Source organism: Streptomyces sp. NPDC056600 (assembly GCF_042792855.1).
Lineage (GTDB): Bacteria > Actinomycetota > Actinomycetes > Streptomycetales > Streptomycetaceae > Streptomyces.
Window position 1 is genome coordinate 27,899 of sequence record NZ_JBHTVQ010000040.1, and the last position, 14,093, is coordinate 41,991.

At 74.0% G+C, this 14,093-nt stretch carries 13 protein-coding genes; 10 read left to right on the plus strand and 3 right to left on the minus strand.

The features are described from left to right. Positions 1 to 16: 16 nt before the first annotated feature. The 5 genes from ACFRAV_RS20180 (at position 17) to ACFRAV_RS20200 (ending at position 4,546) form a co-directional block, all read left to right on the plus strand. Positions 17 to 304: a phosphoribosyl-ATP diphosphatase gene (locus tag ACFRAV_RS20180; RefSeq protein WP_382557496.1), complete on the plus strand. Its 288-nt coding sequence runs from the start codon at positions 17 to 19 to the stop codon at positions 302 to 304. Between the two features lie 137 nt (positions 305 to 441). Further along, positions 442 to 1,290: an ATP phosphoribosyltransferase gene (gene hisG / locus ACFRAV_RS20185; protein ID WP_351118422.1), complete on the plus strand. Its 849-nt coding sequence runs from the start codon at positions 442 to 444 to the stop codon at positions 1,288 to 1,290. Between the two features lie 69 nt (positions 1,291 to 1,359). After that, positions 1,360 to 1,809: a PH domain-containing protein gene (locus ACFRAV_RS20190; protein ID WP_382557498.1), complete on the plus strand. Its 450-nt coding sequence runs from the start codon at positions 1,360 to 1,362 to the stop codon at positions 1,807 to 1,809. A gap of 281 nt (positions 1,810 to 2,090) precedes the next feature. Beyond that, complete coding sequence (locus ACFRAV_RS20195) at positions 2,091 to 3,521, plus strand: hemolysin family protein (protein ID WP_382557500.1); 1,431 nt, start codon at positions 2,091 to 2,093, stop codon at positions 3,519 to 3,521. Next, positions 3,518 to 4,546: a hemolysin family protein gene (locus ACFRAV_RS20200; protein WP_382557502.1), complete on the plus strand. Its 1,029-nt coding sequence runs from the start codon at positions 3,518 to 3,520 to the stop codon at positions 4,544 to 4,546. The genes ACFRAV_RS20195 and ACFRAV_RS20200 overlap by 4 nt, the downstream gene beginning before the upstream one ends. Positions 4,547 to 4,636: 90 nt before the next feature. Here the strand turns inward: ACFRAV_RS20200 and ACFRAV_RS20205 are convergent, their stop codons facing one another. After that, the gene (locus ACFRAV_RS20205; RefSeq protein WP_382557503.1) at positions 4,637 to 6,508 is read right to left on the minus strand and encodes an AAA family ATPase; all 1,872 of its coding nucleotides are present in this window, start codon (positions 6,506 to 6,508) and stop codon (positions 4,637 to 4,639) included. A 391-nt stretch (positions 6,509 to 6,899) separates the two neighbouring features. Beyond that, a complete protein-coding gene (locus tag ACFRAV_RS20210; protein ID WP_382557506.1) occupies positions 6,900 to 7,547 on the minus strand; it encodes a uridine kinase in 648 nt (215 codons plus the stop codon). A 187-nt stretch (positions 7,548 to 7,734) separates the two neighbouring features. Here ACFRAV_RS20210 and ACFRAV_RS20215 point away from each other — a divergent pair, with 187 nt between their 5' ends. The 3 genes from ACFRAV_RS20215 to ACFRAV_RS20225 all read left to right on the plus strand — a co-directional run bounded on the left by ACFRAV_RS20215 (position 7,735) and on the right by ACFRAV_RS20225 (position 10,883). Beyond that, the gene (locus tag ACFRAV_RS20215) at positions 7,735 to 9,114 is read left to right on the plus strand and encodes a peptidase C39 family protein (RefSeq protein ID WP_382557509.1); all 1,380 of its coding nucleotides are present in this window, start codon (positions 7,735 to 7,737) and stop codon (positions 9,112 to 9,114) included. 160 nt (positions 9,115 to 9,274) lie between these two features. Then, positions 9,275 to 9,418 (plus strand): SCO1431 family membrane protein, encoded by a 144-nt coding sequence (locus ACFRAV_RS20220; protein WP_351118429.1) that lies wholly within the window; start codon positions 9,275 to 9,277, stop codon positions 9,416 to 9,418. 283 nt (positions 9,419 to 9,701) lie between these two features. Next, a complete protein-coding gene (locus ACFRAV_RS20225) occupies positions 9,702 to 10,883 on the plus strand; it encodes an acyl-CoA dehydrogenase family protein (protein WP_382557512.1) in 1,182 nt (393 codons plus the stop codon). A gap of 383 nt (positions 10,884 to 11,266) precedes the next feature. Here the strand turns inward: ACFRAV_RS20225 and ACFRAV_RS20230 are convergent, their stop codons facing one another. Next, positions 11,267 to 11,710, minus strand: a complete 444-nt coding sequence (locus tag ACFRAV_RS20230) for a hypothetical protein (protein ID WP_382557514.1) — start codon at positions 11,708 to 11,710, stop codon at positions 11,267 to 11,269. A 231-nt stretch (positions 11,711 to 11,941) separates the two neighbouring features. Here ACFRAV_RS20230 and ACFRAV_RS20235 point away from each other — a divergent pair, with 231 nt between their 5' ends. Together ACFRAV_RS20235 and ACFRAV_RS20240 are read left to right on the plus strand one after the other, a co-directional pair. Further along, positions 11,942 to 12,382 (plus strand): Lrp/AsnC family transcriptional regulator, encoded by a 441-nt coding sequence (locus tag ACFRAV_RS20235; protein ID WP_108957118.1) that lies wholly within the window; start codon positions 11,942 to 11,944, stop codon positions 12,380 to 12,382. Between the two features lie 63 nt (positions 12,383 to 12,445). Next, positions 12,446 to 14,065: an amidohydrolase gene (locus ACFRAV_RS20240; RefSeq protein ID WP_382557517.1), complete on the plus strand. Its 1,620-nt coding sequence runs from the start codon at positions 12,446 to 12,448 to the stop codon at positions 14,063 to 14,065. The last annotated feature ends 28 nt before the right edge of the window (positions 14,066 to 14,093 follow it).

The following is a 14,093-nucleotide window of genomic DNA, read 5'->3' on the forward strand; positions in this document are numbered from 1 at the left end:
GTAGGGTGGGGTCACCATGTCGGTTAACAATGACGCCAAGAAGACTTTCGAGGAGCTCTTCACGGAGCTCCGGCACAAGGCCGAGCACGGCGACCCCGCCACCTCCCGCACCGCCGAACTGGTGGACAAGGGTGTCCATGCCATCGGCAAGAAGGTGGTCGAAGAGGCGGCCGAGGTGTGGATGGCCGCCGAGTACGAGGGCAAGGAAGCCGCCGCCGAGGAGATCTCGCAGCTGCTGTACCACGTCCAGGTGATGATGGTCGCCCGCGGCATCTCCCTGGACGACGTGTACGCCCATCTCTAGGCCCGTTTCCGCGCCTTCCCCGTCTTCGCACGCCCCCGCCGCGCCGCCTTCCGCGGCGCCGGTTCCCCCTGTTCGTCCGCACGCCCTGTTCGTCCCACCTCCCACGTCACCCGACGTCGACCGAAGGAAGCCGTTTCATGCTGCGCATCGCCGTCCCCAACAAGGGTTCCCTCTCCGGGCCTGCGGCGGCGATGCTGCATGAGGCCGGCTACCAGCAGCGCCGCGAGTCCAAGGAGCTGCGGGTCGTCGACCCGGTCAACGAGGTGGAGTTCTTCTACCTCCGCCCCCGCGACATCGCGATCTACGTCTCCTCCGGCCGCCTCGACATCGGCGTCACCGGCCGCGACCTGCTGATCGACTCCGGCGCGGACGCCGAGGAGATCCTCCCGCTCGGCTTCGCCCGCTCCACCTTCCGGTTCGCCGCCAGGCCCGGCGCCGTGACGGACCTGTCGGACCTCTCCGGCAAGACCGTCGCCACCTCCTACGAGGGCATCGTCGACAAGTACCTGGCCGAGCAGGGCGTGAACGCCTCCGTGGTCCACCTGGACGGCGCGGTCGAGACGGCCATCGAGCTGGGCGTCGCCGAGGTCATCGCGGACGTCGTGGAGACCGGCACCTCGCTGCGCAACGCGGGGCTCGAGGTCTTCGGCGACCCGATCATGAAGTCCGAGGCCGTGGTGGTCCGCCGCACCGGCGCCCCCGCCGACGAGCCCAAGGTCCAGCAGTTCCTGCGCCGCCTGCAGGGCGTCCTGGTGGCCCGGACCTACGTGATGATGGACTACGACTGCCGCGTCGAGCAGCTGGAGAAGGCCGTCGCGCTCACCCCCGGCCTCGAGTCCCCGACCGTCTCCCCGCTGCACAACGAGGGCTGGGTCGCGGTCCGCGCCATGGTGCCCTCCGCCGACGCGCAGAGGATCATGGACGACCTCTACGACATCGGCGCCCGCGCCATCCTGACCACCGCCATCCACGCCTGCCGCCTCTGAGCCGCCGCGCCCCCGGCGATCCCGGGGGCGGGCCCGCTCCGAGGAGACCGAGCACACCGAGGACACCGCATGACCACGACGGACCTGCCCGCGCTCCCCGTCACCTTCCGGCCCGGCCGCACCCGCGCGGTGCTGCTGGCGCTGGGCGCCGTGATGTTCGTGGTGCTGACCGTCGTGGCCCTGCTGCTGCCCCACCTCGGCGTGGGGGAGCGGCTCAGCTTCGTGTTCACCGGCGCACTGGCATTCGGCGTCCTGTGGATGCTGGCCCGGCCCCGGGTGCACGCCGAGGAGACCTGCGTCACGGTGGTCAACATCGCCTCCCGCCGGCGGCTGGAGTGGGCGGAGATCCTCCAGGTCCGGCTGCGGCCCGGCGACCCGTGGGTCTTCCTCGACCTCTCCGACGGCACCAGCCTGCCCGTCCTGGGCATCCAGCCGGGCGTGGCCAGGGAACAGGCGCTGCGCGACGCCCGCGCCCTGCGGGCCCTGGTGGAGGCCAGGACGGCGGTCCGCCCCACCTGAGGCGGAACCGCCCGTGGGGGCGCGCGGAAGCACCGGCACCCCCGCACGGCGCAGTCACCCCTGCCGCGGACGGCCCTGTGTTGATTAACCTGTCAGCCGGGGCGTCACGGTGACGCCTCCGCCCCCGAGCCCAGCCCGGCCCGCCGGCCGGCACCCCGGGGGCTCCTGCGATCCGAGGAGTGACTGACTCCGGCGATGGACGGACCGTCCTGCAGTACTTGCGCCGCCCCTGCCCGACCTGACGCGGACCCGTTCCGCGGCATCGCGGAGGCGGCGGCCACATGACCATCCCCCTGCTGCTCCTGGCAGCCGCCTTCCTGCTGATCCTGGCCAACGGCTTCTTCGTGGCCGCCGAGTTCGGCCTGGTGACCGTCGACCGCCCCGAGGCGGAGCGCGCGGCCGCCGAGGGCGACCGGCGTGCCCGCCGCGTGGTCGACTCCCTCAGGGAACTCTCCTTCCAGCTCTCCGGGACCCAGCTCGGCATCACCATCACCTCCCTGGTCGTCGGCATGCTCGCCGAACCCGCGCTCGCCGAACTGCTGCACGGCCCGTTCACCGCGGCCGGGCTGCCCGAGGGCGTCGTCCCCGGCGTCTGCGTGGCGGTGGGCATGCTGCTCGCCTCCGCGGTGCAGATGGTGATCGGCGAGCTGGTGCCCAAGAACTGGGCCGTCTCCCGGCCGCTCCAGGTCGCCCGCTTCGTGGCCGGGCCCCAGCACCGGTTCGCCCGCCTCTTCCGCCCGGTGATCGCCGGGCTGAACACGGTCGCCAACCGGCTGGTGCGCGCCCTGGGCTTCGAGCCCGCGGAGGAACTCGCCTCCGCCCGCACCCCGGGCGAGCTGGTCTCGCTGGCCCGGCACTCCGCCCGGGCCGGCACCCTCGAACAGGACACCGCGGACCTGTTCGTGCGCACCCTGTCCACCCTCTCCCTGGGCGACCTGACCGCCCAGCACGTGATGACCCCGCGGGTGCGCGTCGCCGCCCTGCAGGCCTCGGCGACCGCCGAGGACGTGATCAACCTGACCCGGGCCACCGGCCTCTCCCGCTTCCCCGTCTACCGGGAACGGATCGACGAGATCGTCGGCATGGCCCACCTCAAGGACGCGCTCGCCGTCCCCGCCGCGGAGCGCCTGCGCACCCCGGTGACCCGCCTGTGCCGGCCCGCGCTGCTGGTTCCCGAGACCCTCCCGGTGCGGCCCCTGCTGACCCGGCTGCGCACCGAGCAGCCGATCGCGGTGGTCGTCGACGAGTACGGCGGCACGGCCGGCGTGGTCACCCTGGAGGACATCGTCGAGGAACTGGTCGGCGAGGTCCGCGACGAGCACGACGGGCTGGACGTGCCCGAGCTGGCCCCCGTCCCCGCGGAGGACGGCGCGCCCGCCTGGGACGCCGACGGCGCCTGCCGGATCGACCTGCTGGGACGGGCCGGACTGCGGCCGCCGGAGGGCCCCTACGAGACGGTGGCCGGACTGGTCGCCGTCCTCCTCGGGCGGATCCCGGCCGTGGGGGACACCGTCGAGCTGCCGGGCTGGCGGCTGCGGGTCCTCCAGGTCGGGCACAACCGGGCCGAGCGGGTCCGGCTGCTGAAGGCCGGAGCGGTGGCCGCCGTGCCGGCCGCCCCGTCCCCGGCCGTGGTGCCGGAGGCGGCCTCCGGTGCCGCACCCTCCGCCGAGGACCGGCCGGCCGCACAGCACCTGGCGGAGGCCGCCCGATGAGCGCGCTGCAACTGCTCTTCGCGGCCCTGCTGGTGCTGGGCAACGGCTTCTTCGTCGGAGCCGAGTTCGCGCTGGTCTCGGTGCGCCGCAGCCAGATCGAACCGCTCGGCACCGCCCGCGCCCGGCAGGTCCTGTACGGCCTGGAGCACCTGCCCCGCATGATGGCCGCCGCCCAGTTCGGCATCACCGTCTGCTCGCTCACCCTGGGCGCGGTAGCCGAGCCGACCCTGGCGCACCTGCTGGAGCCGGTGTTCACGGCCCTCCGGGTGCCGGACGCCATGATCCATCCGCTGGGCTACGTCCTCGCCCTCGCCGTGGTGGTCTTCTTCCACCTGGTGATCGGCGAGATGGTGCCCAAGAACCTGGCCATGGCGGCGCCCGAGAGGGCCGCGGTGTGGCTGGGACCCGGACTGGTCGCCTTCGCGCGGCTGTGCGGCCCCGTCACCGCGGCGCTCGGGGCCTGCGCGGGCGCGGTCCTGCGGCTGTTCCGGGTCGAGCCCAAGGACGAGGTCGAGGCGGTCTTCACCAGCGAGCAGCTCAACCGGCTGGTCGAGGACGCGGGCCAGGCCGGCCTGCTCGACCCGGAGGACGCCGAACGGCTCGAGGACGCCCTCGAACTGGGCTCGCGTCCGGTCACGGACGTGCTGCTGCCGCGCGAGTCCCTGGTCACCGTCGGCCCCTCGGTCACCCCGGGGGAGGTGGTCGGCCTCACCGCGCGCACCGGGTACTCGCGGTTCCCGGTGGTGGGGGAGGGCGGCGTCTTCCTGGGCTACCTGCACGTCAAGGACGTCCTGGACCTGGACGACGCCGACGGGCCGGTCCCCCCGAGGGCCCGCCGCCCGATGACGGAGCTGCCCGCCGGTCTCCCGCTGGACGACGCGCTCACCGTGATGCGCCGGGCCGCCGCCCACCTCGCGGCGGTCACCGACGGCTCGGGCCGCGCGCTCGGCCTGGTCGCGCTGGAGGACGTCCTGGAGCTCCTGGTCGGCGAGGTCCGTGACCCGGCCCACCGGTTGGCGTCCTGAGCCCACCGGTGGGCAGCCTGAGAGGAAGCTCCCGCGGGAGGGCGCACCGTGCCCTCCCGCGGGAGCTTCCAGGGCAGGGGCCCGCTCGCGTCACTCGTCGCCGGACGCCGGTTCGCGTCCCGCGAGGACCTCCCCGTACGCCTGCATCAGGTCCGCCAGCCGCAGCGTCGACAGGTCCTCCCGGGACAGCTCCGTGTCCTGCGGAATCGCCGACAGCCGCAGGTCGCGGTAGGCGCAGCTCTTCTCGTACAGGGTGCGCAGGAACCGCCCGTTGCCCAGCTCGTCGATCCACCCCTGCTCGACCACGTAGGCGCTGATGGACAGCAGTTCCTCCCGCGCCTCCGCGTCCCAGACGTCCTTGTTCTCCTCGGCCAGCACCTCGCCGATCGCGCACAGCTCGTCGGGCCGGTAGGAGGGGAAGTCCACCCGGGTGGTGAAGCGGGAGGACAGACCGGGGTTGGCGGCCAGCAGCCGGTCCATGCCCTCGGGGTAGCCGGCGAGTATCACCACCAGATGGTCCCGGTTGTCCTCGGCCCGCTTCAGCAGCACCTGCAGGGCCTCGTCGCCGTAGGCGTCGCCCTTGCCGTACCCGGTGTTGACCAGCGAGTACGCCTCGTCGACAAACAGCACCCCGCCCAGCGCGGAGTCGATCAGCTCGTTGGCCTTCACGGCGGTCTGGCCGAGGAACTCGCCCACCAGGTCGGCCCGTTGCGCCTCGACCAGGTGGTCCCCGCCGAGCAGCCCCAGCGCGTAGAAGACCCGTCCGAGTATCCGGGCCACCGTGGTCTTGCCCGTTCCCGACGGCCCGGAGAAGACGAAGTGCCGCTTCGGGGGCCGTACCGGCAGCCCCTGGTCGGCCCGCAGGCGCGCCATGTTCAGCTGTGCCGACAGCGCCTTGACCTGCCGCTTCACCGGCTCCAGACCGACCATGCGCTCCAGCTCGGCCAGCGCCTCCTCCAGCAGCGCCGGATCGGCGGGCCCCGAGGGGACGTGCCGGAGCGGGGCGAACGCCTTCTCGCGCACCGTGTCCGGCGAGGACAGCGGCGTGGTGCCGGGGTCCGGGTCGGAGACCTTCACCCCCACGTCCCGTCCCGCCGTCCCGGCCATCGGGTCCAGGCCCTCCGCGCCCTCGCCGGCGGGGGAGAGGGGGAAACCCGCGTAGCCGTCAATGCCGAGCTCCGCGTCCTCGTCCCAGCCGTCCCCTTCGGAGATGGCCGCGAGCCGGGCCGAGGTGTCCATGAACGAGGGATCGACGTGGTGCACCGCGCGGTACAGGGGCAGGGCGGCGGCGGTCCGGCCGGTGCCCTCGTGGGCGCGGGCCAGCCAGTACCGCAGCTCCTTGCGCTGCGGCTGCTCGCTGCGGCACCGCATCAGCGCGGCCGACAGCAGCGGCTCGGCCTGCCCGTACATCTCCAGCCGCACCCGGGCCATCCCGCCGAAGAGCCTGGCCTCGATGCCCAGCGCCGGGTCGTCCAGCAACGGCTCCGTGTGCCGCACCAGTTGGTCCCAGTCCTTGACCAGGTAGGCGCGGCAGGCGTGCAGGAACCGGACCTGGGCGTCCGAGGCGGCCGGCGGTAACGAGCCGAGCGCCCTGTCGAGTTCGGGCACGTGGCGGCCGTCCAGCCAGTGCGAGGCGTACGCCAGCAGCAGGTCCCGGCCGCTCTCCAGCACCGGCTGCACCCACCAGCCCAGCCAGTACCAGGAGTTGAGCGGCCTGCCGTGCCGGGTGCGCTGCTCGCCGAAACGGTCGCCGTGCTGGTGCATCCGCAGCAGCGCCGTCGTGGTGTCCACCCGCAGGGCGTGCAGGCCCAGCCACGCGTCCGCCATGCCGGGGTCCAGCCGCACCGCGGTGCGGAACTCCTCCTCCGCCTGCGGGTAGGCGCCCATGGCGTAGGCGTCCACCCCTCGCAGCCAGGCCAGATCGGCGGGGGAGCCGGGGCCCCGCGTGCCGAATTCCCTCACGTCGTCGTCCCCCACAAACCGTGCCCCCGTCCCCTCGCCACCGGGCCGGCCCCGGTGACCGCCTCGGCCGAACCGCCCGGCCACCGGCCCCGGTTGGCCATGCGGCGGCGGACCGACGGACGCACCGAAGGCATCGTACCCATGGGGTCGACGGGGCCCGAAGGGCGAAGTGAGGGCGCGTGGAGCACCACCGGCGCATCGCTGCGGGATCGCGCGGTCACGGACGGTGAGCGTGAGGGGGTGCGGGGCGCCCGTGAGGTTGGGCCGGGGCAGAACGAAGCCCCCGGTCACGGGGGAACAACCGGGGGCTTCGCGTCCATGAGCGGTCGTTCACCGGCCGCGCATGGAGAACGTAAGACCTGCACGGCCCCGGGGTCAACCCGTCCCGACGTCACGGCCGGGCGTCGTGTCCCGGGTGCTGGAAGGGGTGTTCGCGGGGCGCCGACGACTCGTCACCGAACGTGAGAAAAGTGGAGGTCGCACCCTCCGACAACCGATACCCCGAACCCAGTTGACGGACCAGTAGGTGTGCGTGGGGACGCGAGGGGTCGCGCGCGAAGTGCGCGCGCTCGGCCGCCTCCCAGCCGTCCCAGAACGCCCGCTGTTCCTCGCCGTCCCGGCGGCGGCCGCGTCGCCAGGACTCCTCGGCCGGCAGGTCCATCCAGATCAGCCGTGCCAGGTGCGGACGCAGCTCCCGGCGCCCCGCGCCGACGCCCTCGAGCAGCACCGCCGGCGCGGGCGGCAGGAGGCGGGGGGCGCCGAAGCGGCGGGCGGTCCAGTCGTAGGGCGCGTACCGGGCCGCGCGGCCCGCCCGCAGTGGCTCCAGCACCTGGGAGGCGAGCCGCCCGGTCCAGGAGAACAGCTCCTCGTGGGTGGCGACGTCGTCGAGATGGAGGACCGGGGCGCCGCCGAGAGCCCGGGACAGGCGGTCCGCGAAGGTGCTCTTGCCGGAACCCGCGTGCCCGTCGACGCCGATCAGCCGGACCGGGCCGCAGGAAGGGGGCAGCCGCAGCAACGCGGCGGCGAGGGCTTCGGACACGCCTCCACTCTAGGTCCGGCCGTCTCCCCGCTCGGCCCCGCGCCGGTGCATCCGCCAGAGGTCCATACCAATATTGTCGGACCGGGAACGGCCGAGGTACTGGATCAGCGGCGGATCGCATGGCCATAGTGGGGGCCGGTGCCGCGGACACCGTCACCTGACACACACCCCAGGGGGCCGATCAGCCATGAGCAGCAGAGCACAGCAGCCGTCCCGCAGAACCGTTCTCGCCGCGGCGGTCGCCGTGGCGGTCACCGGGGCCGCCGCGGTTCCCGCGACCGCGGCCCCGACGGACGCCGCCGACGCCGGCACGGGCGCCGCCGCGGCCAAGGTCAAGGGGCTGGTGGACAACCGGGCCTGGGTCACCTACGCCGACTGGTCCGAGGGCCGCGCCCGCGGCGTGCGGCCCGTGGCCGGCGCCCGCCCGGGCATCGTCATCGCCACCCCCGCGGGCGTGAGCGACTACACCGACCCGCACACCGGGACCACCGCCTCCTGGGAGTACGCCACCTGGACCTCGCAGCCCCACCGGCTCAAGGTTCCCGCCACCGAGGTGATCCCCAGCTGGAACGCCGACACCCCGGACGGCACCTGGATCCAGGTCGAGCTGCAGGGCGCCTACAACGACGGCACCGACACCCCCTGGTACGTGATGGGCCGCTGGGCCGCCGGCGACCAGGACATCCGCCGCACCTCGGTGGACGACCAGACCGACGGCAAGAGCACGATCTGGACCGACACCTTCTCCGTCGACGACGCCTCCACCGGCCTGCGCCTGGTCTCCTACCGGCTGCGCCTCACCCTCTACCGCCGTCCGGGCTCGAAGGCCACGCCCACGGTCTGGCGGCTGGGCGCGATGGGCTCCGACGTCCCGGACCGCTTCACCGTCCCCGCCTCCACCCCGCGGGTCGCCCGCGAGCTGCCGGTGCCGCGCTACTCGCAGAACACCCACGTCGGCCAGTACCCCGAGTACGACAACGGCGGCGAGGCCTGGTGCAGCCCCACCTCCTCGCAGATGATCATCGAGTACTGGGGCCGCAGGCCCACCGCCGAGCAGCTCGCCTGGGTGAACCCGGAGTTCGCCGACCCGCAGGTCTGCCACGCGGCGCGCCACACCTTCGACTTCCAGTACGACGGCTGTGGCAACTGGCCGTTCAACGCCGCCTACGCCGCCACCTACCCCGGGCTGCAGGGCGTGGTGACCCGGCTGGAGTCGCTCACCGACCTGGAGACGCTGGTCGCCGCGGGCATCCCGGCCATAACGTCGCAGTCCTTCCTCGCCACCGAGCTCACCGGCGCGGGCTACGGCACCTCGGGCCACCTGATGACGGTGATCGGCTTCACCGCCGAGGGCGACGTCATCGCCAACGACCCGGCCTCGCCGAGCAACGAGGCGGTCCGCCGCGTCTACAAGCGGGCCGAGTGGGAGAACATCTGGCTCCGCACCAAGCGGTACAACGCCAGCGGCAAGGTCTCCTCCGGCACGGGCGGCGTCTGCTACCTGTACTTCCCGGCGCACCCCACGCCCGCCCAGCGGCGCGCGCTGGAGGCCGTCGGCATCCGCTGACGACCCCCGGCAAGGGCCTCCCGGAGCGCTGACCTGCGATCTTGTGACCAAGGTCTCCGCCCGGGGGGCCCCGGGCGATGGCATGGTGGGGATACGGAATCCGGCCGCGCGGCCGGGCGCCGGGGGGATCCTCCACCGCACGCGACCCGAGCGAGACACCATGAGCGCAGCGACTGCCACCCTGACCCGCACCCTCACCGGCGGCCCGAAGGACGACGACGACAACAGCCTCGTCGAGAACATCGCCGGCTGGGTCCTGGTCGTGGTGGTGGCCATGCTGGTCACCCGCCTCGGCCTGGTCTGACCCGACGGCACAGCAGAAGGAGCCCGGCCCCACGGCCGGGCTCCACTGCTTTTCCGCCGCCCCCAGGGCGCACCCGGAGGACATGTTCTCCATCCGTTACAAGTAAGCGACCGTTAACCGGTGACGCGGCGACGGCTACCGGGCATACTCACAGCGCGCAGCCGCCGACCTGCCGTTTTCTTCCGCGACCCGGAAGGGCGTCGGATCTGCCCGTGAGCCGGCGGGTCCCGCATCATCCACGCGGTAGCCCGCCCTGCGCCTGTACAGGGAGGAGAACACCGCCATGACCGATCATGGTGCCCCGCAGCCGGTAGACCGCGCGCTGCCCACCGAGGAGGCCCGGGACCTGCTCGCGCTGGTCCGCGACATCGCCCAGCGCGAGATCGCCCCCAAGGCCGCCGACGAGGAGGACGCGGGCGTCTTCCCGCGCGAGCTCTTCGCCCTGCTCTCCGAGGCAGGACTGCTCGGGCTGCCCTACTCGGTCGAGTACGGCGGCGGCGACCAGCCCTACGAGGTCTACCTGCAGGTCCTGGAGGAGCTCGCCGCGGCCCGCCTCACCGTCGGCCTCGGAGTGAGCGTCCACACCCTCTCCTGCCACGCGCTGGCCCACTTCGGCACCAAGCAGCAGCGGCTGGAGCACCTGCCCGCGATGCTCGGCGGCGGTCTGCTGGGCGCCTACTGCCTGTCCGAGCCCGCCTCCGGCTCCGACGCCGGCTCGCTGCGCACCCGCGCGGTCCGCGACGGCGCGGACGGCGACTGGGTCGTCGAGGGCACCAAGGCGTGGATCACCCACGGCGGCATCGCCGACTTCTACACCCTGATGGCCCGCACCGGCGGCGAGGGCCCCCGCGGCATCAGCGCCTTCCTGGCACCGGGCGACGCGCCCGGCCTCTCCGCGGCCGCGCCCGAGAAGAAGATGGGCATGAAGGGCTCGCCCACCGCCCAGGTCCACTTCGACGGCGTCCGGCTCGGCGACGACCGCCGGATCGGCGACGAGGGCCAGGGCTTCACCATTGCGCTGGCCGCACTGGACTCCGGCCGCCTCGGCATCGCCGCCTGCGCGATCGGCGTGGCCCAGGCCGCGCTGGACGCCGCAGCCGCCTACGCCGGCGACCGCCGCCAGTTCGGCCGCCCCATCGGCGACTTCCAGGGCCTGCGCTTCCTGCTCGCCGACATGGCCACCCAGGTCGAGGCGGGCCGCGCGCTCTACCTCGCCGCCGCACGGCTGCGCGACGCCGGCCGTCCGTTCTCCCGGCAGGCGGCGATGGCCAAGCTGTTCTGCACCGACGCCGCCATGAAGGTCACCACCGACGCCGTCCAGGTGCTCGGCGGCTACGGCTACACCGCGGACTTCCCGGTGGAGCGGTACATGCGGGAGGCCAAGGTGCTGCAGATCGTCGAGGGCACCAACCAGATCCAGCGGATGGTCATCGGCCGTCACCTGCTGGGCCCCGAGTCCCGCTGACCGGCTGCCGCCGGCCCGGCGGGGTCGCCAGGCGGGTCCACTCCGGGTCGTGACGGCCCGGAAGGGCCCGCCCTCCCTCCGCCCAGCTCCGCAGGAGGTCGCGGTAGATGGGCGGATCCTCGGCCGCCGGCTCCGGAGCCGACGGCGCCTCCACCGGGCCCGGCACGAACACACGTCGGCGTCTGGCGACGGCCGATGAGGTTGCGGTCATACCGGGAGAACGCCCGGGGTGGCGGCACGTCACCGTGCCGGGCGTCAGCGCATCAGTTCGGGCTCGCGGCCGCGTGGCGTCGGGCGGCGCGCGGCCCTCGTGACGGCGCCGGGCGGCGCGGCGCAGGCGGCGATGTCGGGCAGCTGTGCGGCGCGGCGGTGGCGCGGCGGCGTCAGGCGGCGCGGTCCATCTGGCGGCGGGTGATCGGCGCGCGCATGGGGCGCGAACCCGGGCCGCCGACGTGCGAGAAGGGCTGCGTCCGCCAGTCCAGCCCGGCGGGCAGCGTGAGCAGCAGACCGGTCTCCTGCTCCCGCGGGTCCGTCGCCGCGTCCGCGGCCTCGGCGTCCTCGGCGGCCCGGCCGGTGCCGCTGCACACGGTGAGGCCGAACGGGTTCCACGGCGAGGCGCACAGTGCGTGCTCCGGCAGGACCTCCTCGTCCGCCAGGAGGGCGATGGGCTGCGCGCAGTCCGGGCAGACGACCCGGTACATCTCGAAGGCCTCGTAGGCATCGAACTCGTCGTCCGCGGCGTCCGGCTCGACGCCCTCCGGCTCGGGCTGGACGACCTGCTGGAACTTCCTGGACGCGGAACGGCCAGGGCGCTGAAGACTGTGCATGGGTACTCCCCCTCGGGCTGGGCCGAACGGCTCTGCGGCCTCGACCACAGCAAGCATTTCCCTGCACCCCGGGCAGGTAATCACGTGAACATCATGGAGCCCGGTCGAGAAGTGTGTCCTTCATCACATACTCATGCGCAAACGCCACACACCGCCCACCCCTGCCCTCCACGCCGACCGACCCGTGGACTCGTCCGTGCCCGCCCCGCGTGCTGCCTGTAGCTTTTGCGCATGGAGGAGCTGGACCGACAGATCGTGCGGCTGCTCGTCGAGGACGGGCGGATGAGCTACACCGACCTGGGCAAGGCCACGGGCCTGTCCACGTCGGCCGTGCACCAGCGGGTGCGCCGGCTGGAACAGCGCGGCGTCATCCGCGGCTACGCGGCGGTCGTGGACGCCGAGGCGGTGGGCCTGCCGCTGACGGCGTTCATCTCGGTGAAGCCCTTCGACCCCAGCGCCCCCGACGACATCGCCGAGCGGCTGGCCGGGGTGCCGGAGATCGAGGCATGCCACAGCGTCGCCGGCGACGAGAACTACATCCTCAAGGTCCGCGTCGCCACGCCCCACGAGCTGGAGGAACTGCTGGCCCGGGTGCGCGCCCTCGCCGGGGTGTCCTCCCGGACCACCGTGGTGCTCTCCACGCCCTACGAGGCCCGCCCGCCCCGCCTCTGACCCGCCGGGAGCCGCCCGACCCCCGCGCGCCGAACGGTGCGGCGGGGCGGGAGACTGTTCCCCATGAGTACTGGCACCGCCCCGACCTCCCGCACCGTGCTGCTGCGCGGCGGTGAGGTCCACAGCCCCGCCGACCCCTTCGCCACCGCCATGGTCGTCGAACACGGCCACGTCGCCTGGGTCGGATCCGAGGGCGCCGCCGACGCCTTCGCCGAGGGGGTCGACGAGGTCGTCGACCTGGAGGGCGCCCTGGTGACCCCGGCGTTCACCGACGCCCACGTGCACACCACCAGCACCGGTTTCGCCCTCACCGGCCTCGACCTGTCGGGCGCCCCGACGCTGGAGGCGGCCCTCGGCCGGATCCGTGACTTCGCCGCCGCCCGCCCCGCCGACCGGGTGCTGCTCGGCCACGGCTGGGACGCCGCGCGCTGGCCCGGCGGCCGCCCGCCGGCCCGCGCCGAGCTGGACGAGGCCACCGACGGCCGCGCGCTGTATCTCTCCCGGGTGGACGTCCACTCCGCCGTGGTCACCACCGCGCTGCTCGACCTGGTCCCCGGCGTCACCGCCCTGACCGGCTTCGAGGCCGACCGCCCGCTCACCGGCGACGCCCACCACGCCGTCCGCGCCGCCGCCTTCGACGCCGTCACCCCCGCCCAGCGCGCCGAGGCCCAGCGCGCCGCCCTGGCCCACGCCGCCTCCGTCGGCATCGGCACCGTCCACGAGTGCGGCGGCCCGAACATCTCCTCCGAGGACGACTTCACCGGCCTGCTGCGGCTCGCCGCCGACGAGCCCGGCCCGCGCGTCGTCGGCTACTGGGCCGAGCAGGACGTCGACAAGGCCCGCGAACTCGGCGCCCTGGGCGCGGCCGGCGACCTGTTCGCCGACGGCTCCCTCGGGTCGCACACCGCCTGCCTGCACGACCCCTACGCCGACGCGGGCCACTCCGGCACCCCCTACCTGGACGCCGCCGCGGTGGCCGCCCATGTGGCCGCCTGCACCGAGGCGGGCCTGCAGGCCGGCTTCCACGCCATCGGGGACGCCGCCGTCACCGCCGTGGTCGAAGGGGTCCGCGCCGCCGCCGAGAAGGTCGGCCTGGCCCGGATCCGCGCCGCCCGGCACCGCGTCGAGCACGCCGAGATGATGACCGCGGAGACGATCGCCGCCTTCGCCGAACTGGGGCTCACCGCCTCCGTGCAGCCCGCCTTCGACGCCCACTGGGGCGGCGAGGACGGCATGTACGCCCAGCGGCTCGGCGCGGAGCGGGCCCGCACCCTCAACCCGTTCGCCGCCATGCTGCGTGCGGGCGTGCCCCTGGCCTTCGGCTCGGACAGCCCCGTCACCCCGCTCGACCCGTGGGGCACCGTCCGCGCCGCCGCCTTCCACCGGACCCCCGGTCACCGGGTCTCCGTCCGCGCCGCCTTCACCGCCCACACCCGAGGCGGCTGGCGGGCCGTCGGCCGCGACGACGCCGGCGTGCTGGTGCCGGGCGCCCCCGCCGACTACGCCCTGTGGCGCACCGGCGAGCTGATCGTGCAGGCCCCCGACGACCGGGTGGCCCGCTGGTCCACCGATCCGCGCTCGGGCACCCCCGGGCTGCCCGACCTCACGCCAGGGAGCGGACTCCCGGTCTGCCTGCGCACGGTGGTGGGCGGCGAGACGGTCTTCGTACGGCCGGGCGAGTGATCTCCGGCGCGGGGGCGGCCGCTCCCGC